Below are 22193 nucleotides of genomic sequence, written 5' to 3' on the forward strand. Positions count from 1 at the left end.
CACTCACATCAGGATTCCCTGTTTGATTCCAAAGGCCTGAAATCACATGGGTTTGTCCGTGCTTTTGCCCATGGCCCAGCGGACTTGCTGATCGGGATTACGCAGGTTATTTCTTTGGCAAATGTGATTTATCGGGCCAAGCCCACAGCAGGAGAAGCCGAATGGCCGGAAAGTTCCGCGAAACCGTCATTCACGAAGTTCCCAAGGAAAAGGCAGAACCGCAGGCCGATACCAATTCGGTAGCTGACGAGATCGCCGGGGCAGAGGAAGCACCCAAGCTGTCTCAGGATGCGATCAATGCGTTGAATGAGGCCAAGGCCGCCAAGGAAGCCGCCGCCAAAGCGCGCGAAATCGGTGGGCCCAAAGGCCCCGAACCGACCCGCTTCGGGGATTGGGAAAACAAGGGCCGCTGCATCGATTTCTGATCGCAGCGTTTGAACCCAGATACGAAAAAGGCCGAAGCAAAATGCTCCGGCCTTTTGTCTTTTCAGGGCATCAAAGCGTCTGCGAACTAGGCACCGCGGATAGCCTTGATGTTGTTGGCATATTCACCCGGACCACCTTTGAAGGTGGCGGAGCCTGCAACCAGAACATTGGCACCGGCTTCGATCACCTGAGGCGCGATTTCCGGGTTTACGCCACCATCGACTTCAAGGTCGATGTCGCGGCCGGTGGCTTCGATCATCTTGCGGATGCGTTTGATCTTTTCAAGCTGGCTTGGAATGAATTTCTGACCGCCAAAGCCCGGGTTCACGGTCATGACCAGAACCAGGTCGACCATGTCCATGACATATTCAATCACACTTTCCGGGGTCGACGGATTCAGTGACACGCCGGCTTTTTTGCCCAGCGACTTGATCAGCTGCAGCGAGCGATGCAGGTGCGGACCGGCTTCGGCATGGATGGTGATGATATCGGAACCGGCATTGGCAAATGCTTCGATATACGGATCGACCGGTGCAATCATCAGATGTACGTCAAACACCTTGTCGCTGTGTGGGCGCAGCGCCTTGACCACATCCGGGCCAATGGTGATGTTCGGTACATAGTGACCATCCATCACATCAATGTGGATATAGTCGGCACCGGCTTCATCAACAGCGCGGACATCAACGCCAAGCTGGGCGAAATCGGCCGAAAGGATCGAAGGTGCGATTTTAATGTTCGACGTGGTCATGCGTCACAGGTCCTGAAGCGATATGGGATACGGGAAATTCGCGGCCTTCATACCCCAGAATGCCCCCCATGTCACCCGAATGGGACTCATGGCTGCCTTGTGTGCGCAAAAGCCTGATCTTGTGGTCGAAAATCAGGACTTTTTGACAAGTCGGGCGCAGAAAAAGCCATCCATGCCGCCAAAATCGGCCATGTGGATCGGCAGAATGCGCAATTCACCGGCATCGTTGATCGCCTCATCCCAACCACCAAGTTCATCGGTGGTGATGGCTTTGCGTTCATAATTCGGATGATCGGCAAGGAAGGATTTTACCTGATACTCGCCCTCTTCGGGTTGTAGCGAACAGGTGCAATAGATGAGCTCTCCACCAACATTCAAAAGCTTGTCGGCTTGACGCAGAAGTTTGCTTTGGATCGGCAGAAGCGATTGCAGCAGCTTGTCATTCTGACGCAGCAGGATGTCCGGGTGGCGGCGAATGGTGCCGGTAGCCGAGCAGGGTGCATCAAGCAATACCGCATCAGCGCGCGGCGTATCGGGCGCCAGGTCGGTGGCATCGCCGGTGACAACCGCGGCACCCAGCGAGACACGTTCAAGGTTCTCGAAAACACGCTTAAGACGGCCTTCGGATTTATCCACGGCAATCGCGCTGGCGCCAAGGGAAGCCAACTGCATGGTCTTGCCACCCGGCGCGGCGCAAAGGTCATAGATGGTTTTGTCTTTGTACGCCGAAAACAGGGTTGCCGGGATGGCCGCGGCCGCATCCTGAACCCACCATTCACCATCCTTGTAGCCGGGGAGATCGCGAATGCGTCGGCCTGGTTCGAGCCGTACCGATCCGGTCGGCAGGACCAAGCCGTCCATTTTTTCAGCCCAATCGGCCGATTGCGTGCGATCCTTGATCGACAGATCGAGCATCGCGTGACCAAGGCAGGATTCGGCGATGCCCTGCGCGGTTTCCGCGCCATAGGCCTTTTTCCAGGATCCGCGTAGCCAGGCCGGGATATTGAGCTGCCAGTCTTCGACACCTTCTGGCCATTCAAAGCCATCGCGTTGCAAGCCGCGCAGAACGGCATTGATCAGTTTGGTGTATTTATGCAAACCCGCATCACGCGCGAGATTGACCGTACTATCGACTGCGCCGTAATCGGACGTATCCATAAAGAAAAGCTGCGCGACACCCAGACGCAGAATGTTGGTCAGGCGTGCGGCAACCCGATCCTGCGGCGGTTGATAGCGCGGGGCAAGCACCGCATCAATTTCACCCAGATGGCGTAGCGTGGTGCCAAGCAACTGACGCAGGAAATTGCGATCAAGCGACGGCAGGCCATAACCATGCTTTGACAGAAGTTCATCCAGTGTCACTTCACCGCCGCGCAATTCCTGCAGGGTCTTGAGCGCAAGCATGCGCGGATCCGGGGCCTCGACCGCCTGTTTGCGGGGGGCGTTGCGCTGGGATGGACGGGAACGACGTTCTGCCAAAGGATATCTCCGGTTTCGGTTTATGTGCTGTAGTTAAGCCCAGCATGGCAAACTGTAAAGCATCAAGCTTGGTTTTGCGCGACATGGCTGCGTTGTGAGCTTGGGCATAAGGCATTCATCGGGTGAAAAGCCTTGCGATGGGCAATCGGTCCGGCTAATCCAGACGGATCAATCTGGCGGGGACAGGGACAAGGGCGACCCAACGATGACTTTTGCTGGACTTGCGACCTTTGCAAGTATCTTTCTGATCGGCTCGATGTTGCTGACATGGGGGGTGCTGAACTATCTGCGGCGCAAGGCCATCCTTGATATGCCCAACCACCGTTCCAGTCACGTTGTGCCCACTCCGCGCGGTGGCGGGCTTGCCGTAACGCCGCTTCTGATTGTGCTGGTTGCCGGTGTTTTTGCCATGACCGGTGTGACGGGAATTGGTGAATGGCTGATGCTGGCTGCCTGTGCCGGGCTTGGATTGCTCAGCTGGCTTGATGATCGCCATGATTTGTCTGCCGCCAAGCGTTTTGCCCTGCAATTTCTTGCCGTCATCATTGGCATGTTTGCGCTTGATAAACCGGTTCTGGGCGGGCTGGTGCCGGTCTGGCTGGATCATGTGTTGGTGTTGTTGGCCTGGGTCTGGTTCATCAATCTGTTCAATTTCATGGACGGGATTGATGGCATTACCGGGGTCGAGGCCGGATCGATCGGTCTTGGGATTTTTATCCTCGCCCTTTTTGTGCCGCTGCCGCAATTCATCGGGCTCGGCTATATCGGGCTTGGTATCCTTGCGATCATGATCGGTTTCCTGATCTGGAACTGGCATCCGGCGAAGCTGTTTCTTGGTGATGTCGGATCAATCCCGCTGGGTTTTGTTCTGGGCTGGCTGTTGTTAAAGGTCGCGTCCGAGGGGGCCTGGGCCATCGCGCTTATCCTGCCGTCCTATTACCTGTTTGACGCGACACTTACTCTGATCAAGCGGGCCTTGCGGCGTGAGAAAATCTGGCAGGCCCATCGTGAGCATTTCTATCAAAAGGCCACCCAGCGCGGTTTTTCGCATGCCCGGGTGTCGGTCATGATCCTGATCAGCAACCTTGTTCTGATTGGTGTTTGTTTTGCCCAGAGCGACACACCCGACTGGATGCGGGTGATTGCCGCACTGATTGTTGTGCTTGGATTGGTCGGTATGATGCTGCGTATGCCGGTGCGCGGGAGCGCGGGGTAATATCCGATCTTCCGATGCGTGCACTGCTTGACTTGATCGGGGCAGGGCGCGAAAAGAAAGCCTTATCCGCCAGTCGCAAAGCGGGTATATCCTTATAAAAACAGAAACCTTGCGAATAAGGGACCGCATGCTGCGATCGTTTCAGCGAAGCCACATCGCCTTTGCCCATGACATCTTCATGGCGGCAATCTCCTTCCCGCTGGCATTGTACCTGCGGGTGGGTGACGGCGTGGTTTACTATGCGCCGCATAATATTCTGTTTTCGGCAGGTATCTTTACGCTGATTGCGGCTGTGTCCTTCTGGTATTTCGGGCTGTATCGCGGCATCTGGCGGTATGCGTCGCTTAATGACGTGATCCGGATTGCCAAGGCGGTCTCGGTTGCGGTGGCTGTTCTTTTCCTTGTTCTGTTTCTGACCACACGCCTGGACTGGATGCCGCGTTCGGCACCGATCATTCAGTGGTTTTTGCTGATGGCGCTTTTGGGTGGGTCGCGTCTGACCTATCGAATTGCCAAGGATAAATCGACGGCCCGTGCACTGGTGCGCCAGGGCACGTCACGCTTGCCGGTTCTGTTGATCGGGGCCGGGGATGAGGCCGAAGCCTTCATCCGCGAAACCGAACGATCTGCAGATACCCCATTCAGGGTGATTGGCATCGTTTCCCTGACAAAAGGCCGCGTCGGGCGGAATATGCACGGTGTTGATGTTCTGGCGACCGTCGATCAGCTCGAAGACGTCATTCAGAAACTGCAAAAGGGCAGATATGGCCTGCCGCGCCGATTGGTTTTGAGCGGCGATGCGCTCCGCCATGAAGACAACGCCAAGTGGGTCGAGATTGCAGATCGTTACGGCATGACTTTGGCCCGCCTGCCAAAGCTCGGTGATTTGCGCGAAGGGCTTGCTGATCCGCTGCAAATTCGCCCGGTCGCAATTGAAGATTTGCTCGGCCGCCCGCAAGCGCGACTGGATCGGGATCGCGTGCGTGAAATGATTGTCGGCAAACGGGTTCTGGTCACCGGTGCCGGTGGCTCAATCGGCTCGGAACTGGTGCGTCAGATCGCATCTTATGGCCCAAGAAGCCTGACCTTGCTTGATGCCGGGGAGTTTCAGCTTTACGCCATCGATATGGAAATGGCGGAAAAATATCCCGATCTGCCGCGTGACAGCATTCTTGGCGATGTTCGTGATCAAACCCGGATCGGGCAGGTGTTTGAACGCTACAAACCCGAAATCGTCTTCCATGCGGCGGCCTACAAACATGTGCCGCTGGTCGAACACAATCCCAATGAAGGCATTCTGACCAACACGCTTGGCACACGTAATGTGGCCGAGGCATGTCGTGCTGCAGGTGTCGCGACGATGGTCCTGATCTCGACCGACAAGGCGGTCAATCCGGCCAATGTCATGGGGGCCTCAAAACGACTGGCGGAATGCTATTGTCAGGCGCTGGAGACCTTGCCGCTTGATCAGCGTGGATCGACCCGCTTTGTTACTGTGCGCTTTGGCAATGTTCTGGGCTCGACCGGATCTGTAGTGCCGTTGTTCAAGCGCCAGCTGGAGGCCGGTGGGCCGCTGACGGTCACCCACGAAGGCATCACGCGTTACTTCATGACCATCGCCGAGGCGGTGGAGCTTGTTCTGCAATCAGCCGAACTCGGGCGCCATGGGGTGACTGAAGGTGGCAAGATTTTCGTTCTTGATATGGGCCGTCCGGTCAAGATCGTTGATCTGGCCCGCCAGATGATCCTGCTATCGGGTCTGCAGCCCGACAAGGATGTGGAAATCAAGGTTACCGGCTTGCGCCCGGGTGAGAAGCTTTATGAAGAGCTTTTCCATGATTCCGAACCCCCGGTGCCGACCGAAACAGACGGGGTGCTTTTGGCAGCCCCGCGTGTGGTGGATTATGCTCTGATCAAGCAGGTGTTTGATGCGCTCGAAGACAGTGCGACCAACCGCAACACAACAAAAACGCTGGAACTGATCAGCCAGCTGGTGCCGGAATTTCAGCCGCCAGAGATCGGGGTGAAGTCGATCTTTGCCGATAACAAGGGCAGCGAAACCGAGACGGCGTCCTAAGACTGCTCCACACGTTCAGCTCTCAAATATGTCTGAACTCATTTCCGACTTTTGTTTCAGCGATCTGCACATTCATTCTTTTATGGAATGAATTCGTGCCAAATTGTCGTTTGTCATGCCCGAAAGCGGGTCATATTTTGCCATTCTGATGATGAATGGGAATGATCTTGCCTGGCAAGGTCATTCCGCTGGCTCAATATGATCCCGTCTTTTGGAGGCCCCATGTCGACAGACGCCTTTGTCCATCCTGATGAAATCCGTTCGATGTTTTCCAGCGCGATGTCTGACATGTATCGCAGCGAAGTGCCGCAATATGGCACCCTGATGGAGCTGGTCTCCGAGATCAATCAGACCAAGCTCGACGCCGATCCCAAGCTTGCCGAAAGCCTGGAACACAATGGCGAGCTTGAGCGGATTGATCTGGAGCGCCACGGCGCGATCCGGCTTGGCAAACCCGAAGAGCTTTTCAATATGCGCCGCCTGTTTGCCGTCATGGGCATGCATCCGGTGGGGTATTACGATCTGTCTGTTGCCGGTGTGCCGGTGCATTCAACCGCATTTCGCCCGATTGACGAGGAAGCGCTCAAACGCAATCCGTTTCGTGTCTTTACCTCGCTCCTGCGTCTTGAACTGATCGAAGACGAAGACCTGCGCAGTCAGGCTGAGAGCATCCTCGCCAAGCGCGAGATCTTTACCCCGGATGCCATCAAGCTGATTTATCTGGCAGAGAAAAATGGCGGTCTGACCCGTAATCAGGCCGAGCAGTTCGTTGCCGAGGCATTGGAAACCTTCCGCTGGCATAGTGATGCGACCGTAACGCTGGAAACCTATCAGAAGCTTCATGATGCCCATCGTCTGATTGCCGATGTTGTCTGTTTCAAAGGTCCGCATATCAACCACCTGACCCCGCGCACCCTTGATATCGACGCCGTGCAGCAGGACATGCCAAAACGTGGCATTACGCCAAAGGCAATCGTCGAAGGCCCGCCTGCGCGGTCCTGCCCGATCCTGCTGCGCCAGACCAGCTTCAAGGCACTTGAAGAACGGGTGAATTTCATTGGCGATGACCGTGATGAAACCGTGGGCACCCACACTGCGCGCTTTGGCGAGATCGAGCAGCGCGGCATTGCCCTGACGGCTGAGGGTCGCAAGCTTTATGACACGCTATTGGCCACGACCCGCCAAGCCGTGCAGATCAATGCCGGTGGGTCTAATGCACGGGATTACGAAACCGAATTGGCCGAACGTTTTCTGGCTTTTCCCGATGATTATGAGACGCTTCGTGTCGAGAAGCTGGCCTTCTTCCGCTATCGCCCGACCAAGGCGGGTTTGAATACGGCCAAAAAGGGTGACCTTGATCCGGCTACCCCGGTCAATGAACTGGTGGATCAGGGCTATCTGCGCGCCGATCCGATCATTTATGAGGATTTCCTGCCGGTCAGTGCCGCCGGAATTTTCCAGTCCAACCTCGGCAGTGATGAGCAGAAGAACTATTCCGAACAGTCCAATCAGGATGTGTTCGAGGAATGCCTTGGGGCAGCGGTTGGTGATGAACTCGCCCTGTATGCGGGGCTGGAGCAAGACTCACTAAACGCAGCACTTGAAGCACTTGGTGTACGCAAAAACGTAGCCTGATCTATAACTGGGCCAAATATAAGCGGGGTGGCATGATGCTGCCCCGTTTTGGGTTGCCTGTAAAGTTGCTTCAACGCGCCGAGAAAGCCGCCATGCAAGAATTCGGGGTCCACATTTTGCGCCGCACATGCTAAAGCTCCGCGCGAAACATGGTTCGGACTCATTGATCATGTGTCGGCCCGGATCGGAGACGTTGTTTTTCGATCCCGTTTGAAGGCCGGTTTGCCCGCAACACTGTCATTTCGCATGCACGAGCAGCCATGCGCATTCCTGATTTTGTGGGCCGATATATCATCAATGGGTCCGCAACCTTCATCACATTGATGCATGAAAGCGAACCCAATGACTGCTCGTATTGCGCGCGCGCTTATTTCCGTTTCCGACAAGACCGGTCTGGTCGAATTTGCCAAATCCCTCCACGCTCAGGGTGTTGAAATCCTGTCGACTGGCGGCTCTGCCAAGGCGATTGAAGCCGCTGGCGTGCCGGTCAAGGAAGTTGCCGATCACACCGGCTTCCCCGAAATCATGGACGGTCGTGTCAAGACTCTTCATCCGAAGATTCACGGCGGCCTTCTGGGCCGCCGTTCTCTTTCCAGGCATATGCAGGCGATGGAAGATAACGACATTTCCCCGATCGATCTGGTTTGTGTGAACCTCTATCCGTTCGAAGAAACCGTTGCCAAGGGTGCCGATTTCGACACCTGCATCGAAAACATCGATATCGGCGGGCCGAGCATGATCCGTTCTGCGGCCAAGAACCATGAATCGGTTACCGTAATTGTCGATCCGTCCGATTACGACCGCGTCGTTGCCGAGATGAATGATAATGCGGGTGCCACAACTGCTGAGACCCGCCGCGTTCTTGCCGCCAAGGCGTTCGCCCGTACTGGCGCCTATGACTCAGCGATTTCAAGCTGGTTTGCCGGTGAACTTGGTGAAACCTTCCCGCAGCGTCTGAATGTTTCTGCCGAACTGAAACAGACACTGCGTTACGGCGAAAACCCGCATCAGCAGGCCGCGTTCTACACCAATGGCAAAAACCGCCCGGGTGTCTCCACCGCGACTCAGCTGCAGGGCAAGGAACTGTCATTCAATAACCTCAATGACACCGATGCTGCGTTCGAACTTGTTTCCGAATTCGATGAAAAGCCGGCGGTTGCGATCATCAAGCACGCCAACCCGTGCGGCGTTGCCGAGGGCGAAAGCCTGATTGATGCCTATCACAAGGCGCTGTCTTGTGACCCGGTATCGGCCTTTGGCGGCATCATCGCGGTCAACCGCACCCTTGATAAGCAAACCGCCGAAGAAATCGCCAAACTGTTTGCCGAAGTCGTGATCTGCCCGGATGCAGATGACGCCGCCAAGGAAGTTCTGGCAGCGAAGAAAAACCTGCGTCTTCTGGTCACCGGCGGCATGGCCGATCCGGAAGGTGAAGACATGACCTTGCGCTCGCTTGCGGGTGGTTACCTGCTTCAGAACCGTGATGCGGGTCGTGTCAAACGTGAAGAGCTGAAGATTGTTACCAAGCGCAAGCCGTCCGAGGACGAACTTGATGACCTTCTGTTTGCCTTCCGCGTTGGCAAGCACGTCAAATCGAATGCCATCGTTTATGTCAAAGATGGCAAAACCGTTGGCATCGGCGCCGGTCAGATGAGCCGTGTGGATAGCTCGCGCATCGCAGCATGGAAAGCCGAAGAAGCTGGCAAAAATGCTGGTGAAGGTGATCTGCGTACCCAGGGTTCGGTCGTGTCTTCTGACGCGTTCTTCCCGTTTGCCGATGGCCTTCTGGCCGCGGTCAAGGCGGGTGCCACGGCAGTGATCCAGCCGGGCGGTTCCATGCGTGACGAGGAAGTCATCGCAGCAGCCGATGAAAATGACATCGCCATGGTCTTTACCGGCATGCGTCATTTCCGCCACTAGGCGGTTCGGACTTTCAAAGCAAAACCCCGCAAGGATGCCTTGCGGGGTTTTTTATTGGTCGGATCAGAATGGAAAATCAGGCTTGAACGGTTGCTTTGCTGTCTTTGCTGTCACCAGCTGGTGACGAGTCTTTGGGGTCATCCCCGTCATTTTCCTGATCAATCACGGTGCCGGTTGATGCAATCGCAGACGGCTTTGTGGTTTCCGGTTTTGCCTCAGCCTTGGTGCTTTCGTCCTGATGGACACGAAGCGGGGCACGCCATTCAACACTGCCAAAGGAATGGCAGGACGGGCAGGAAACAACCCAGCGATCGGTCTCAGCCCCGCAGGCGCCGCAACGCCAATCCGGATCCGGGTTGGCATGGCTTGCCTTGATCAGCAATTCACGCGCCTTCGCACCGTCCTGGTTTTCGCGCAATTCAAGATCAGCCAGCAGGCGGTAATGGCGTGCTTCGGCCTTGGTCGCCATGGCCTTTTCGATGTTGCTGCGTGCAATGCCCCAAAGATCGGCTTCAAGGGCGGCTTCGGCCAAAACGATCTGGCTTTCGACATGGGTGGGGTTGTTGGCAACCAGCTTTTCAACCGATTTGACCTTTGCCAACGGATCACCGGTCAGCGTTTCACGGAAAATCGCCCCCAACGCGGCAGATGGGGCTGTTCGCCAGCTTTGGGTAACGACGTCACGTGCCTTGCCATCCTGCTTCAGATCACGATACAGGCCAGCCAGAAGCACGGCGGCACCGGTGAAGTCAGCAGCAGAGTTAAGCGCCTTGCGTAGAAGTTTGATCGCCTCGGTATTTTCGCCAGCCGCAATGGCGTCTTCGGCCTTTGCCGTAATCAAAAGGGCGCGACGATGGGTCAGTTCTTCTTCGCTGAAGACCGATGCCTTTTGGGCATCAACCAACAGACCAAGCGCCCGATCCCAGCGTTTGGATGTGAGCAGCAAGTCAAACAGCGTCACGATCACAGCCGGGTTGCGCGGGCGTAGACGATGTGCGCGTTCAGCGTAATCAAGGGCAGCTTCGCGATCATCTGCTTTCAGGGAAAGCTGTAACAAACCACGCAGCCCGAAAAAGGCAGAGTCGGGTTTTTCCAGCATGGCTTCGAACTGACGTTTGGCGGCGTCATTGTTGCCATCAAGCTCTGCTGCCTGCGCGGTCAGAAGCCTTGTTAGGGTGTCATATTCAAGATAGCGGTCGACTGCCCTTGTATGACGGAGGGCCTGACGCACATCACCCGATGCCAGCTCAAGCAAGCCCATCGTCAGGGCCTGCTGGCCTTTCTTGCGGCGACGACTGCCCAGAAGGCGGCCAAGCGAGCCCGGTGAATTGGCAATGATCGTCCAACCGCGCCATAGCAATACCAGAACAGCGGTCAGCGCCAGCAATCCAAGCGCGACCATGCCAATCGATCCGTCAAAGCGATAGCCCAGCCAGACGATCGTCATGCGACCCGGATTGTCGGCAAACCAGACGGTACAGAAAACCAGTGCAGCGGTGATCAGGATAAAGGTCAGAAGGCGGATCATTGGCTGCCCTCCGGACCCGTACTGGTCAGAATGCCAATTGCATGCGCGCTCAGCGTTGCAATCGATTCATTCAGGGTTTGGCGGTTTTCAGCCGCACGCAGCCAGTCACTGACGGCAGCGGCCGCATGATCGCCTTCAACCCCCTGAAGGGCGGTGACAGCAGCATCAAGATCATCCTGTGCAAGGGCGTTTTCGGCCAAAACCAGACGCCCCTCAAGCGATTCCTCGCCGGCGGCATCAACACGTCGGATCGGAACCAGTTTCTTGATATTTGCCCAGGTCGCATCAAGCACACTGCCCGAATGATCATCGGTGGCAGCAGCAACAGCTTCCTGTGCCATGACCGGGAAGGACTGACGCAGTTTTTCAAGCGTCGGTGCACCTTGTTCGGCCAGCGGTTTCAGGATTTCGATTTGTTCTGCGATCACTTCGTCATCACCAGCACTGCGTTCAAGCTGGTTCAGCGCAATGACAAAGGGCCCACCACGTTGAAGGGCATCACGCAGGATGGTGACGGCCATGGCAATTGCCTGACCACGACTTTCGACGCGCAGGCCACTGGTCGCACGGATTTCTTCTTCCATGGTCGACAGGCGGGCAGACAATTCACGCATTTCATTGGCGACACCGGCCAGTTCGCTTTCAACCCGTGCCAGTTCCTCGATCGGGGCGGTGCGGGTTTCGATCTCGGCCATGCGGCGTGCAACCGTGTTATTCAGCGTATCGCCACGTTCGCTGTTCAGGCGTTCGCGAAGGGCGTCAATCGTGCCTTCCAGACGTGACAGGCGTTCGGTCAGGTCCGGGTCAATCACAACCGACCCGTCCGGGATCGGCTCGGCATTTGCGGTGGATGCGCTGTCTTCGCCGGCGCTTGGCAGCATTTCTTCGGTTGCGAGTGCGCCGTCATCCGCCTCGGCCATGCCGGCATCTTCGCTGGGTTCGGGAAGGGTTGCACTATCCGAAGAACCGCTATCGGTCGGCGTATTGTTGGCAGTGATTTCGCTGCCGGATGTCGTATCCAGACCAAGGCCCTCTGGCGTGATTTCAGCAAGGATGTCGCTTGGGACATATTGTGCCAGGACCGGCTGGGCGTCGCGCCACCAGATTGCGCGTGTCAGCCAACCTGCTGCAAGGGCACCAACAATAATGATCACAAACAGGAACAGGGCTTTGCCGCCACCGCTGCTTTTGCGTTTTGGTGAAGCTGCCGGCTTGGCTGCAGCAGTCTTTGCACTATCAGCGGACTTGGAATCCTTGGGATCCGCCTTTGCCATGCTGCTGGTTGCGCCACTGGCGGGACCTGTTTTGTTGGCAGCGCTGCTGCCCTTTGACGTGTCGTTGTTTCCAGACTTGGTCGTTCCGGCGTTTGACACGCTGGACTTCGACGCAGTGCTGGTCTCGGCCTTTTTCGTGGTCGAGTCCGCATTGCCTTTGCTATCGACGGAAATGGTATCGGACGATTTTTTGGTATCGGCCGATTTTGCGGAAGCATTGGTTTTTGGCGTTTTTGGTGTTTTCACGATCAGACCATTGCAGTTTGCGGTTATTCCCAAAACGGCGTCAGGCGCAGGAAGCCATCACGACAGGGACCCTAGCTCGTAAAGAAGGTATTCTTGTGTCGGTTGTGATGCAACGCGCGTTCTATGCCATGTAAGATCGGATATCTTCGATTGCACCGCCGGACTCAGGCAAATCGCGCTCGTTCCCGACAAGTCTCTCTCAAGCTTATAGCTGCGGACAAGCTTAACAAAGGTTTCCGCAGTGCGGGGAGAGAAAAATAAAACAGCTTCAACATGATGCCCGCGAAGGGCCTCAATAACCTCTTCTGGAAGCGCGCTGCTTTCCCTTGCTTCATAGACGGTTTGCCGATCAACGCTGTATCCATCAGCCAACAGCATCTGACCCAGATCACCTGCCGTTTTGCGGGCCGCCGGATGGAAAAGCGGTCCGCGCGTGGGATCAACCATTTTGCGAATCAGCGCGGCCAAATCATGGATATCGCCATTGGCCGAATGGACATTGTCAAAGCCATATGCTCGGCTTTCGCGCGCTGTGGCATCGCCAACACAATAGGCCGGAAGCGACCGGTCATCGCTCAGTTTGGAAAAGGCCCGTACGCCGTTGGCCGATGTGAAAATCACAGCCTGATAGGCGGTAATATCAAGCGGGGCGACCGGTGTCGGGAGAGTAATATTGAGCATCGGCGCAGACAGGTGGCGGAAGCCGCGCCTATCAAGCGCGGCCAAAAGGTCGGCAGAGTCGGTATCGGGCCGGGTATTTAGTACCAAGGGTCCCATCTGCGTCCCTGTCTGTTGCCAAGGGTCCTGATCCTACTCAGGCGGAAATGAAATCCGGTCCGCCGCGTTGCTTAAGCTCTTCACCTGCGTCCGTGCCCGCCGCACTTGCCGTTACCATGTCTGGCTTGGCAATCATGCGTTCGGTATCAAGGCGTTCGCTGCCATCCGGGCGGACGATCGATACGCGCAGGCGCAGGCTGCCATCATCCTGAAATTCGGCCAGGGCCGCAATCGGGGTGCGGCATGATCCATCAAGCGCCTTAAGGGCTGCACGCTCTGCCGTCACCCGAACGGCGGATGTTTCGCAATGAAGGACAGAGATCCAATTTTTGCTCTGCGTATCGTTTTCGCGGATGGTGATGCCGATGGCACCCTGTGCAACGGCGGGCAGCATTTCGTCTTCGGAAATCGGCGCCGTGGCGATGTCGGGCTGTCCCAGTCGGTTCAGACCGGCCATGGCCAGAAGCGTTGCATCAACCTGTTCTTCGCCCAGTTTGCGCAGGCGGGTCTGAACGTTGCCGCGGAAGGTCACGACCTTGAGGTCGGGGAACTTGTTTAAGATCATCGCCTGACGACGCAGGGACGCCGATCCGATCACGGAGCCCGCCGGCATTTCGGCAAAGCTTTTATATTTCAGCGAAATAAACGCATCGCGGACATCTTCGCGCGGCAAAATGGTCGGCAGGATCATGCCATCGGGCAGAACCGTTGGCACATCCTTCATGCTGTGGACAGCAAGGTCAATCTCGCCCCCCAGAAGCGCGTCATCGATTTCCTTGGTAAACAGGCCTTTGCCGCCAATTTCCGACAGGGCACGATCAAGGATCTTGTCGCCGGTGGTGGTGATCACGGTAATGGCAATCGCGCCTTCTTCGGCAAGTTCCGGATGGGTATTTGCCAGTCTGTCACGGACCTCATGTGCCTGCGCCAGAGCGAGGGGCGAACCACGGGTGCCGATGCGAAGTTTTGCTGTATCTGTCATGGATGAAGTCTTAGTCTTAAAAATGTTTAAAAACAAGGTCTGCGGGACGCCGGGTGACCCCGACAAATGGTGTGAATTTTCGCTGATTGTAATTGCTCGAAATTCAGCTGCATTGATTTAGGTCGCGGGTCAAAAACTTCGCAAAGCTTGCGAAACGCGATAACTGCATATGGCCGTTGCACAGCACGGGGGTGGAAAGCGCAGAAACTTTCCGCTACATCATCGGCACGCCTGTAATAGGATTCCGATTGTCGCGCATGTCGGCAGAGTTGGTAAACGGATCAGGATCATGATCGTTCTGGGTATCGAAACAAGCTGTGATGAAACAGCCGCTGCTGTTGTGAATGACAAGCGCGAAATTCTGGCAAACCGTGTTTTGTCCCAGCTTGATGATCATCGCCCCTATGGCGGGGTTGTGCCTGAGATCGCCGCGCGCGCCCATCTTGAACATCTTGACCGTCTGGTGGCCGAGGCCATGGATGACGCCGGTGTCGATTTTGATGATCTTGATGCTGTGGCCTGCACCGGTGGGCCAGGGCTGATTGGGGGTGTCATGGTCGGCACCATGACCGCCAAGGCGATTGCCTTTGCGGCGCAAAAGCCATTCCTTGCCGTTAATCACCTCGAAGGCCACGCATTGACCGTCCGTCTGACTGATGATGTGGCTTTTCCCTATTTACTGTTGCTGGTGTCTGGCGGCCATTGTCAGGTGCTGATTGTCGAGGGTGTCGGCAAGTACAAGCGTATCGGCACGACCATTGATGACGCGGTTGGTGAGGCGTTTGATAAAACCGCCAAGATGATGGGGCTTGGTTATCCCGGTGGCCCGGCACTTGAAAAAATTGCCGCCAAGGGCGACCCGAACCGCTTCGGGTTGCCGCGCCCGCTGCGTGGGCGGCCGGGCTGTGATTTTTCCTTCTCGGGCCTCAAGACCGCAGTTCGGACCTATCTCGACAGTTTCCCGGTCGAACAACAGACCGGGGAAGTTAAAGCCGATCTTGCCGCATCTTTCCAGCGGGCAGTGGGCGATACCCTGATTGATCGGGCGCGTAATGCCGTGTTTGAATTCATGCGCGATTATCCTGGTGGCAAGACGCTGGTGCTTGCGGGCGGTGTTGCAGCAAACAAATATCTGCGCGGACGTCTGGTGGAACTGACCGATCAGGCGGGTATGGAGCTGGTCGCGCCGCCGCTTAATCTGTGTACCGATAATGCCGCAATGATTGCCTGGGCCGGGCTTGAACGTTTCCGTCTGGGGGAATGCGATGATCTTGATTTCAAGCCGCGTCCGCGCTGGCCACTTGATCCCGAAGCGCCCAAACGTCCGGGGGCCGGGGTTAAGGCGTAAAGCTTCCATCCGAATTACTGCACGACTTCATCTTTTGCCGGAATTTTGATCATGAAAAAGCGCATTACAGTTGTGGGTGGCGGTGCCTGGGGAACGGCCCTGGCCGTGCAAGCTGTGCGGGCCGGCGAAGATGTCGAACTGATCCTGCGCAATGAAGAACTTGCAGACCAGATCAATACCACGGGGGAGAACGATCTATACCTGCCCGGTATCGAATTGCCGGGCGCACTTCGTGCAACCACCCACGTTGAGGGCTTGCGCGACTCCGAGGCGGTCTTGCTGGTCACTCCCGCACAGCATTTGCGCGAAACCCTGACCAAATTGTCGACCCATTGGCCAGATCAGCTCCCGGCGGTGATTTGCTGCAAGGGCATTGAAAAGGAAACCGGAGCCCTAATGGCGCAGGTGGTTTCCGAAACGCTTGGCGATGTGCCGGTTGCGGTTTTATCTGGTCCGACCTTTGCGCAGGAAGTTGCAGTTGGCTTGCCGGCGGCGATTACGCTTGCCTGCGAAGATCGCGCGCTTGGCAAACGGCTGGTCGAGTTGATCGGAACGCCGGAATTCCGACCCTATTTCAGCACCGATGTGGCTGGTGTTGAAGTGGCAGGTGCCATCAAGAACGTTCTGGCGATTGCCAGTGGCGTGGTGGCCGGCTTGAAGCTGGGAGATAATGCGCGCGCGGCCCTGATTACGCGCGGGATTGCCGAAATGTCACGCCTGGCAGCAGCCATGGGCGGTCGGGTTGAAACCATGCTGGGGCTTGCGGGGCTTGGGGATTTGACCCTGACCTGTACCGGGACGCTGTCACGTAACTACACCTTTGGCGTTGCCCTGGGCGAAGGCCGCAAGGCGCAAGACATTCTGGCTGAACGTCGATCTGTGACGGAAGGTGTTCATACCGCAGCATCCATCACAGCGGTTGCCAGCAAATATGGTGTGGAAATGCCGATCTGTGCGGCGGTTGATCAGGTGGCCAATCACGATGCCGATCTGCGCAGCACGATCAATGCCCTGTTGCAGCGCCCCTTCCGTGACGAGCTTGAAAACGCCGACTAAATCCCGTCATCACGGTTTTGTGTGACGCGGTTCGGCTTGAGAATACACGGGGCTTCTGGCAGTTTACGGACATTGATCCCATAAAGAAGCAGGAAACCGTTCATGCATTTCTATATCCGTTGCGTTGACAAGCCCGGCCACCTTGATGTGCGTAAGGCCAATCGCGAAGACCACCTGGCCTATATCAAGGGCGGTTTTGCTGATCGTATCGTTGCCGCGGGTCCGACCCTTGATCCTGATATGGAAGGCATGAATGGCTCGGTCTTTATCATCGAGTTTGATGCCATCGAAGATGCGCGCGAATTTGCCGCCAACGACCCCTATGCCAAGGCGGGACTGTTCGAATCCGTTGTCATCCGTCCGTTCAAAAAGGTCTTCTGATCCATGGCATACTGGCTGGTCAAAACCGAACCGGGAAGCTGGTCGTGGGACGACCAGGTCAAGAAGGGTGTCGAAGGCTGGGATGGTGTGCGTAACCATCAGGCCGCCAAGAACCTGCGTGCGATGAAGATTGGCGACAAGGCGTTCTTTTACCATTCGGTGAATGAAAAACGCATTGTCGGAATTGTCGAAGTGGTGCGCGAATATTACCCGGACCCGACCGATGAAAAGGGCAAGTTTGTCCAGGTGGATTTCGAAACGGTCAAGCCGTTGAAAACGCCGGTGACCCTTGCCGATATCAAGGCCGATCCGCGCTTTGCCAATCTTGCCTTGCTCAAACAATCGCGTTTGTCGGTGATGCCGATTGACGGCGTGTCATGGGCTGCGATCTGTGAAATGGGCGGGGTCGATCCATGAGTGATTTGCCGTCGGCCGGCACAGTACTTTGCATGCTTAGCGATCTTGATGCCACGGGTGCCAAGGGTCTTAATCTTGGCGGCACCGGCATCTTTGTTGTGCGCAGTGGCGATGACGTCTTTGGCTATATCAACAGCTGCCCGCATATCGGCGTGCCACTGGATATGGAGCCGGATGAATTTATCAGCGATTTTGGCGATGAAATCATCTGTTCGACCCATGGCGCACGTTTTCGCATCGAAGATGGCGAATGCGTATCCGGTCCATGCACGGGCGATATGCTTGAACCGGTTGCGGTGAAAATAAAAGACGATCAGGTCGTTCTGGCCTGATCGTCAGTCATATCCATCCGTAATACAAAGGCTTTGAGTTACCCCGCCATCTTTGCGATCACTTCATCAATATGATTGGTGATCACGTCCAGCTGATCGGGCTCTGACAGGCGGTGGTCGCCGGTCTTGATCAGGTCTACCCGAACATCATCGGTAACCAGTGCCTCTGTCAGGCGGATCGCCGTTTGCCAAGGCACATCCGGGTCCTGCATACCCTGAACCAGCCGGACCGGGCATGTCAGATCAATCGGCTGGCGCATCAAAAGCTGGTTGCGGCCATCCTCGATCAGATCCCGGGTGATGGTATAGGGATCATCGCCATATTCGGTCGGCTCGATCAGCGCACCTTCATCCATGATGGTCTTTTTCTGGTCTTCGCTGAACTGCGCCCACATCAGGTCTTCGGTAAAATCGGGGGCGGCGGCGATGCCGACCAGACCGGCGACCCGTTCCTTACGAGCAAGAGCTGCCAGAAGCATGATCCAGCCGCCCATCGAGGAACCGACAAGAATCTGCGGACCAGTGGTGATTTCATCAAGCACAGCAATGGCATCACGGGCCCATTGCCCGATGGTGCCATCGGCGAATTTCCCCGACGATTGTCCGTGACCGGAATAGTCAAAGCGGGTATAAGCCACCCCCTGCCGAATGCAGTGCGCCTCAAGGTGGGTGGCCTTGGTGCCGGTCATGTCCGACATGAAACCGCCAAGAAACGTCACGCCGGGTGTCTTGGGTACCTGTACGTCAGATTGCTTGCCCGGTACGTGATGGTATGCGATTTTTAAACCATCCGGCCGGTTGAGATATTCGGGCTTTGCAGGCTGTTGCGTCGGCAAGTCATGTGTCATCCGGGGCTGGGTCCTTGGGTGTTGATGGTTGGAGTTGCATGAGCGCGTCAGAAGTAATGACAGAGACAGTCTATCGATCAGAGCCCCAAGCGCAAGGCGGGGACTATCGACCTGCCGTTATTTTACAGGTCCTGCCGGAACTTGATGCCGGTGGTGTCGAGCGCGGTACAGTTGATATCGCGCGTGCCATCGTTGATGGCGGTGGCAAGGCGCTTGTTGCATCCCAAGGCGGTCGTCTGGAGCGCGAACTTGATCGCTTTGGCGCCAAGCACATTACCCTGCCGCTCAAATCAAAAAACATCCTGACGATGCGCAAGAATATCGATGCGCTCGTCAAGCTGATCCGTGAAGAGGGTGTCGATATCATTCACGCCCGCTCGCGCGCGCCAGCCTGGAGTGCCTATTTTGCTGCGCGCAAGACCGGCATTCCGTTTGTGACGACCTTCCATGGGACTTATTCTGGCTATAACAACCCGTTCAAGCGTCGCTACAATGCGATCATGACCATGGGTGATCAGGTGATTGCGATCTCCAAGCACATCGCCAATCACATCAACAAATATTACAAGGTTGAGCCGGACCGCCTGAATATCGTGCCACGCGGCACGAATGTGGATCTGTTCAACCCGGAAAATGTCAGTCAGGAACGCCTGATCGCGCTTTCAAACCAGTGGCGCCTTGATGGCGAGGAATATGTCATCATGCTGCCGGGTCGGATCACACGCTGGAAGGGGCACGGCTTCCTGATCCGCGCGCTCCCTGCAGTTCTTGAAGAACTCGGCCATCGCAAAGTGCGTTGTCTTATCGTCGGGTCAGATCAGGGCCGCACCGGATATCGCGAGGAAGTTCTGCAGATCACGCGCAAGCTCGGTCTGGAAGATGTCGTTCACATCGTTGATCACTGCAACGATATGCCAGCTGCCTATATGCTGGCAGATGTTGTCGCGTGTCCTTCCATTCAGCCAGAGGCCTTCGGCCGAATTCCTTCTGAAGCACAGGCGATGGGGCGCCCGGTTGTTTCGACGGCACATGGTGGAGCTATGGAGACAGTTCTGCCTGGTGAAACAGGCTGGTTGGTGAGCCCCGACGCAGTTGACCAGCTCTCTCGTGCGCTTATCCAGGTTTTGCAGCTAACACCGGAAAAACGTGCCAAGCTGGCGGCCAAGGGGCGCAACCACGTAATTGCCGAGTATTCCTTGGCGCAAATGGCTGAACGGACCTTGAATGTCTATGCCAAGGCGTTGCACCGTGTCGTCAGGAACGCTGCATGATTGATCAAAAACCCGAAGCCGTGGCAGCAGATTCCCATGAGTCTGCTGCGCGAGAGCGCATCCTTGTGATCAAACTCTCGGCCCTTGGTGATGTTGTTCTGGCCATGGGGCCGTTTGCCGCCATTCGGGCAGCCCATCCTGATGCGCACATTACAGTGCTGACCACACGGCCATATGTCGATCTGATGAAGGCCAGTGGATTTTTCGATTCAATCGCTATCGACCGCCGCCCGAAACTCAGTCAACCTCGCGAAGTTTTCGCGCTTCGCCGTTTCCTGAAGAACGGCAACTTTGATCGGGTTTATGACCTGCAAACATCGGATCGGACCGGTTTCTATTTCAAGCTGTTCTGGCCGGGACCAAAGCCTGAATGGTCCGGCATTGCAAGAGGATGTTCACATCCGCATGCCAATCCGGCGCGCGACAATATGCATACGATTGATCGTGTGGCTGAACAGCTTGCCGATGCAGGTATCAAGGAAGTTCCGACTCCGTTCATTTCCGGGCCGGATATCGATCTGGATCGCTTTGGAATTCGAAGCCCGTTTGTACTGATCTGCCCGGGCGGTGCACCCCATCGTCCGGCGAAACGGTGGCCTGCCGAACGATTTGGATTGCTGGCAAAGAAGCTCGCGGACTATCGATTGACCCCGGTTCTGATCGGGACGGATAGTGAAGCTGATGTTTTGAACCGGATTGATCAGATGTGCCCCAAGGCGCGGAATCTGATGGCGAGAACAGGATTTCTCGATATTGCATCGCTGGCTGAGCGTTCGGTTCTCGCGATTGGCAATGATACCGGACCAATGCATATTGCCGCAGCAGCCGGGGCGCCATCAGTCGTTCTGTTTTCCCGCGAGTCTGATCCCAAACTCAGTGCGCCGCGTGGCCATGGCCCGAATGCGGTCAGTATTGTGCGCGAAAGTGATCTGCGTGAGTTGACTGTCAATCGGGTGATGGATGTCATTCGCCAGCGCCTTGATCTGGTCGACTAGGATTTGCCGCATTTACCCGATTTCGCGCTGTAAAACAAAAGCGCGGAAAATGGCGCTTTGAGGCCGCTATAGGTGCCTAAAATCATTGCTTTCTGAACGCACGTGGATATGCTAGGTGAGGTCTTGCAGAAAACACCTGTGAACGTGTCCATATGTTTTCCTGTTTCTGTTTCTGACCGATTTGTTTGATGACCATAGGAGATTATCCATAGCACGACCACGCAAACCGATGCAGCCGACCAAGGAAGGTCCGCGCGTCAATGAGGATATCAAAGCCCGTTCCATCTGTGTCGTTGACGCTGAAGGCAATATGTCCGACCCGATAACGGTGCGTGAAGGCATTGAAATGGCAGCGGAAGTTGGACTCGACCTCGTCGAAGTCGCTCCGAATGCCGAGCCGCCAGTGTGCAAGCTGATTGATTACGGCAAGTTCAAATACGAACAAAGCAAGAAGCAGAACGAGGCCAAAAAGAAACAGAAGGTTATCGAGGTCAAGGAGATCAAACTCCGTCCGAACATCGATATCCACGACTACAACGTCAAACTGCGTGCCGCGCAGAAGTTTCTTGGCGGTGGTGACAAGGTGAAAGTCACGTTGCGCTTCCGCGGACGTGAGATGGCTCATCAGGACCTTGGTCTTGGCATGCTCCAGCGCTTTTCGGGGGATCTTGAAGAACTCGCAAAGCCGGAAATGATGCCAAAGATGGAAGGCCGTGTTATGATTATGGTGCTGGCGCCGCGTTAAGACGCGGCGTTTTGCCTTTCTACCCCAAGGTTCAAGCCAAAGAGGGAATGCCATGCCAGCTGGAAATGATCTGCTGATCGTTGGTGTCGACGACGACCCCAAGAGCCTGGTTCTTCTGAAACGAATCGTCGAAAGCGGCGGGTTCACGTTTCAGGGCGTTTCCTCTGGCAAGGAACTTCTCAAACTTCTCAAGACCAAGCGTCCGCGCATCATCTTGATGGATATCATGATGCCCGATATGAACGGGTTTGAAACAGCGATTAATGTCCGGACGCATTTCCCTGATCTGGCGTGTGCCATCATTTATGTCACCGCACGGCACGGCGAAGAAGACCTGCGCGGCGGTGTGGCAGCCGGCGGGAATGATTTCGTCCTCAAGCCGATCAACCGCGAAAAGCTGATGAGCCGAATCGAAAAGTGGATCGGCCGGGCACATACCATCAAGACCGCCATCTGATCTGCGGTCTTTAGCGCCCACCAAACCTCAAT

Annotated in this window: 22 protein-coding genes; 15 read left to right on the top strand and 7 right to left on the bottom strand. The window is 56.0% G+C overall.

What is annotated here, in order from left to right; translation table 11 throughout:
* Nucleotides 1–161 precede the first annotated feature (161 nt).
* On the top strand, nucleotides 162–425 hold the full coding sequence (locus ACXAIA_RS02320; protein WP_475347923.1) for a DUF1674 domain-containing protein: 264 nt from the start codon (nucleotides 162–164) through the stop codon (nucleotides 423–425).
* An 86-nt stretch (nucleotides 426–511) separates the two neighbouring features.
* Here ACXAIA_RS02320 and rpe read toward each other — a convergent pair whose 3' ends face one another.
* Nucleotides 512–1177, bottom strand: coding sequence for a ribulose-phosphate 3-epimerase (rpe, locus tag ACXAIA_RS02325; RefSeq protein WP_475347924.1), 666 nt, complete (start codon nucleotides 1175–1177; stop codon nucleotides 512–514).
* A 132-nt stretch (nucleotides 1178–1309) separates the two neighbouring features.
* A complete protein-coding gene (locus tag ACXAIA_RS02330; protein WP_475347925.1) occupies nucleotides 1310–2656 on the bottom strand; it encodes an RsmB/NOP family class I SAM-dependent RNA methyltransferase in 1347 nt (448 codons plus the stop codon).
* Nucleotides 2657–2861: 205 nt separating this feature from the next.
* On the opposite strand from ACXAIA_RS02330, the gene ACXAIA_RS02335 reads away from it, so the two are divergent.
* From ACXAIA_RS02335 to purH, 4 genes are all read left to right on the top strand, one after another.
* Nucleotides 2862–3872 (top strand): MraY family glycosyltransferase, encoded by a 1011-nt coding sequence (locus ACXAIA_RS02335; RefSeq protein WP_475347926.1) that lies wholly within the window; start codon nucleotides 2862–2864, stop codon nucleotides 3870–3872.
* A gap of 127 nt (nucleotides 3873–3999) precedes the next feature.
* Complete coding sequence (locus ACXAIA_RS02340) at nucleotides 4000–5949, top strand: polysaccharide biosynthesis protein (RefSeq protein ID WP_475347927.1); 1950 nt, start codon at nucleotides 4000–4002, stop codon at nucleotides 5947–5949.
* Between the two features lie 222 nt (nucleotides 5950–6171).
* Nucleotides 6172–7584: a 2-oxoadipate dioxygenase/decarboxylase HglS gene (gene hglS, locus ACXAIA_RS02345; RefSeq protein WP_475347928.1), complete on the top strand. Its 1413-nt coding sequence runs from the start codon at nucleotides 6172–6174 to the stop codon at nucleotides 7582–7584.
* Between the two features lie 342 nt (nucleotides 7585–7926).
* Nucleotides 7927–9504 (top strand): bifunctional phosphoribosylaminoimidazolecarboxamide formyltransferase/IMP cyclohydrolase, encoded by a 1578-nt coding sequence (purH, locus tag ACXAIA_RS02350; protein WP_475347929.1) that lies wholly within the window; start codon nucleotides 7927–7929, stop codon nucleotides 9502–9504.
* 76 nt (nucleotides 9505–9580) lie between these two features.
* On the opposite strand, the gene ACXAIA_RS02355 is transcribed toward purH, so the two are convergent.
* Both ACXAIA_RS02355 and ACXAIA_RS02360 read right to left on the bottom strand, forming a co-directional pair.
* The gene (locus ACXAIA_RS02355) at nucleotides 9581–11032 is read right to left on the bottom strand and encodes a heme biosynthesis HemY N-terminal domain-containing protein (RefSeq protein WP_475347930.1); all 1452 of its coding nucleotides are present in this window, start codon (nucleotides 11030–11032) and stop codon (nucleotides 9581–9583) included.
* Nucleotides 11029–12306, bottom strand: a complete 1278-nt coding sequence (locus tag ACXAIA_RS02360) for a COG4223 family protein (protein ID WP_475347931.1) — start codon at nucleotides 12304–12306, stop codon at nucleotides 11029–11031. The genes ACXAIA_RS02355 and ACXAIA_RS02360 overlap by 4 nt, the downstream gene beginning before the upstream one ends.
* Between ACXAIA_RS02360 and ACXAIA_RS02365 the strand changes: the two genes are divergently transcribed.
* Nucleotides 12305–12634: a hypothetical protein gene (locus tag ACXAIA_RS02365; protein ID WP_475347932.1), complete on the top strand. Its 330-nt coding sequence runs from the start codon at nucleotides 12305–12307 to the stop codon at nucleotides 12632–12634. The genes ACXAIA_RS02360 and ACXAIA_RS02365 overlap by 2 nt on opposite strands.
* Here the strand turns inward: ACXAIA_RS02365 and ACXAIA_RS02370 are convergent.
* Both ACXAIA_RS02370 and hemC read right to left on the bottom strand, forming a co-directional pair.
* Complete coding sequence (locus ACXAIA_RS02370) at nucleotides 12610–13329, bottom strand: uroporphyrinogen-III synthase (protein WP_475347933.1); 720 nt, start codon at nucleotides 13327–13329, stop codon at nucleotides 12610–12612. The genes ACXAIA_RS02365 and ACXAIA_RS02370 overlap by 25 nt on opposite strands.
* A 37-nt stretch (nucleotides 13330–13366) precedes the next feature.
* Nucleotides 13367–14311, bottom strand: coding sequence for a hydroxymethylbilane synthase (gene hemC / locus ACXAIA_RS02375; protein ID WP_475347934.1), 945 nt, complete (start codon nucleotides 14309–14311; stop codon nucleotides 13367–13369).
* A gap of 289 nt (nucleotides 14312–14600) precedes the next feature.
* On the opposite strand from hemC, the gene tsaD reads away from it, so the two are divergent.
* From tsaD to ACXAIA_RS02400, 5 genes are all read left to right on the top strand, one after another.
* Nucleotides 14601–15659, top strand: a complete 1059-nt coding sequence (gene tsaD / locus ACXAIA_RS02380; RefSeq protein ID WP_475347935.1) for a tRNA (adenosine(37)-N6)-threonylcarbamoyltransferase complex transferase subunit TsaD — start codon at nucleotides 14601–14603, stop codon at nucleotides 15657–15659.
* A 51-nt stretch (nucleotides 15660–15710) separates the two neighbouring features.
* Nucleotides 15711–16715, top strand: coding sequence for an NAD(P)H-dependent glycerol-3-phosphate dehydrogenase (locus tag ACXAIA_RS02385; protein WP_475347936.1), 1005 nt, complete (start codon nucleotides 15711–15713; stop codon nucleotides 16713–16715).
* Nucleotides 16716–16817: 102 nt separating this feature from the next.
* Nucleotides 16818–17096, top strand: coding sequence for a YciI family protein (locus tag ACXAIA_RS02390; protein ID WP_008888584.1), 279 nt, complete (start codon nucleotides 16818–16820; stop codon nucleotides 17094–17096).
* A 3-nt stretch (nucleotides 17097–17099) separates the two neighbouring features.
* Entirely contained in the window at nucleotides 17100–17513 is a 414-nt protein-coding gene (locus tag ACXAIA_RS02395) for an EVE domain-containing protein (RefSeq protein ID WP_475347937.1), read from the top strand.
* Nucleotides 17510–17845, top strand: coding sequence for a Rieske (2Fe-2S) protein (locus ACXAIA_RS02400; RefSeq protein WP_475347938.1), 336 nt, complete (start codon nucleotides 17510–17512; stop codon nucleotides 17843–17845). The genes ACXAIA_RS02395 and ACXAIA_RS02400 overlap by 4 nt, the downstream gene beginning before the upstream one ends.
* Nucleotides 17846–17883: 38 nt before the next feature.
* Here the strand turns inward: ACXAIA_RS02400 and ACXAIA_RS02405 are convergent, their stop codons facing one another.
* Nucleotides 17884–18693, bottom strand: a complete 810-nt coding sequence (locus ACXAIA_RS02405; protein ID WP_475347939.1) for an alpha/beta hydrolase — start codon at nucleotides 18691–18693, stop codon at nucleotides 17884–17886.
* A 56-nt stretch (nucleotides 18694–18749) separates the two neighbouring features.
* Between ACXAIA_RS02405 and ACXAIA_RS02410 the strand changes: the two genes are divergently transcribed.
* From ACXAIA_RS02410 to ACXAIA_RS02425, 4 genes are all read left to right on the top strand, one after another.
* Nucleotides 18750–19964: a glycosyltransferase family 4 protein gene (locus tag ACXAIA_RS02410; RefSeq protein ID WP_475347940.1), complete on the top strand. Its 1215-nt coding sequence runs from the start codon at nucleotides 18750–18752 to the stop codon at nucleotides 19962–19964.
* Nucleotides 19961–20959: a glycosyltransferase family 9 protein gene (locus tag ACXAIA_RS02415; protein ID WP_475347941.1), complete on the top strand. Its 999-nt coding sequence runs from the start codon at nucleotides 19961–19963 to the stop codon at nucleotides 20957–20959. The genes ACXAIA_RS02410 and ACXAIA_RS02415 overlap by 4 nt, the downstream gene beginning before the upstream one ends.
* Before the next feature lie 229 nt (nucleotides 20960–21188).
* Entirely contained in the window at nucleotides 21189–21704 is a 516-nt protein-coding gene (gene infC, locus ACXAIA_RS02420; protein WP_062956905.1) for a translation initiation factor IF-3, read from the top strand.
* Between the two features lie 52 nt (nucleotides 21705–21756).
* Nucleotides 21757–22161, top strand: a complete 405-nt coding sequence (locus ACXAIA_RS02425) for a response regulator (protein ID WP_475347942.1) — start codon at nucleotides 21757–21759, stop codon at nucleotides 22159–22161.
* Nucleotides 22162–22193: the final 32 nt, after the last annotated feature.

The organism is Thalassospira sp. ABL2_045, from assembly GCF_056161285.1.

Bases quoted from the DNA above. Each gene is read 5' to 3' on its own strand.
- ACXAIA_RS02320 (WP_475347923.1), top strand. From the start codon at position 162: ATGGCCGGAAAGTTCCGCGAAACCGTCATTCACGAAGTTCCCAAGGAA.
- rpe (WP_475347924.1), bottom strand. From the start codon at position 1,177: ATGACCACGTCGAACATTAAAATCGCACCTTCGATCCTTTCGGCCGAT.
- ACXAIA_RS02335 (WP_475347926.1), top strand. From the start codon at position 2,862: ATGACTTTTGCTGGACTTGCGACCTTTGCAAGTATCTTTCTGATCGGC.
- ACXAIA_RS02340 (WP_475347927.1), top strand. From the start codon at position 4,000: ATGCTGCGATCGTTTCAGCGAAGCCACATCGCCTTTGCCCATGACATC.
- hglS (WP_475347928.1), top strand. From the start codon at position 6,172: ATGTCGACAGACGCCTTTGTCCATCCTGATGAAATCCGTTCGATGTTT.
- purH (WP_475347929.1), top strand. From the start codon at position 7,927: ATGACTGCTCGTATTGCGCGCGCGCTTATTTCCGTTTCCGACAAGACC.
- ACXAIA_RS02355 (WP_475347930.1), bottom strand. From the start codon at position 11,032: ATGATCCGCCTTCTGACCTTTATCCTGATCACCGCTGCACTGGTTTTC.
- ACXAIA_RS02365 (WP_475347932.1), top strand. From the start codon at position 12,305: ATGCTGCTGGTTGCGCCACTGGCGGGACCTGTTTTGTTGGCAGCGCTG.
- ACXAIA_RS02360 (WP_475347931.1), bottom strand. From the start codon at position 12,306: ATGGCAAAGGCGGATCCCAAGGATTCCAAGTCCGCTGATAGTGCAAAG.
- ACXAIA_RS02370 (WP_475347933.1), bottom strand. From the start codon at position 13,329: ATGGGACCCTTGGTACTAAATACCCGGCCCGATACCGACTCTGCCGAC.
- hemC (WP_475347934.1), bottom strand. From the start codon at position 14,311: ATGACAGATACAGCAAAACTTCGCATCGGCACCCGTGGTTCGCCCCTC.
- tsaD (WP_475347935.1), top strand. From the start codon at position 14,601: ATGATCGTTCTGGGTATCGAAACAAGCTGTGATGAAACAGCCGCTGCT.
- ACXAIA_RS02385 (WP_475347936.1), top strand. From the start codon at position 15,711: ATGAAAAAGCGCATTACAGTTGTGGGTGGCGGTGCCTGGGGAACGGCC.
- ACXAIA_RS02390 (WP_008888584.1), top strand. From the start codon at position 16,818: ATGCATTTCTATATCCGTTGCGTTGACAAGCCCGGCCACCTTGATGTG.
- ACXAIA_RS02395 (WP_475347937.1), top strand. From the start codon at position 17,100: ATGGCATACTGGCTGGTCAAAACCGAACCGGGAAGCTGGTCGTGGGAC.
- ACXAIA_RS02400 (WP_475347938.1), top strand. From the start codon at position 17,510: ATGAGTGATTTGCCGTCGGCCGGCACAGTACTTTGCATGCTTAGCGAT.
- ACXAIA_RS02405 (WP_475347939.1), bottom strand. From the start codon at position 18,693: ATGACACATGACTTGCCGACGCAACAGCCTGCAAAGCCCGAATATCTC.
- ACXAIA_RS02410 (WP_475347940.1), top strand. From the start codon at position 18,750: ATGACAGAGACAGTCTATCGATCAGAGCCCCAAGCGCAAGGCGGGGAC.
- ACXAIA_RS02415 (WP_475347941.1), top strand. From the start codon at position 19,961: ATGATTGATCAAAAACCCGAAGCCGTGGCAGCAGATTCCCATGAGTCT.
- infC (WP_062956905.1), top strand. From the start codon at position 21,189: ATGCAGCCGACCAAGGAAGGTCCGCGCGTCAATGAGGATATCAAAGCC.
- ACXAIA_RS02425 (WP_475347942.1), top strand. From the start codon at position 21,757: ATGCCAGCTGGAAATGATCTGCTGATCGTTGGTGTCGACGACGACCCC.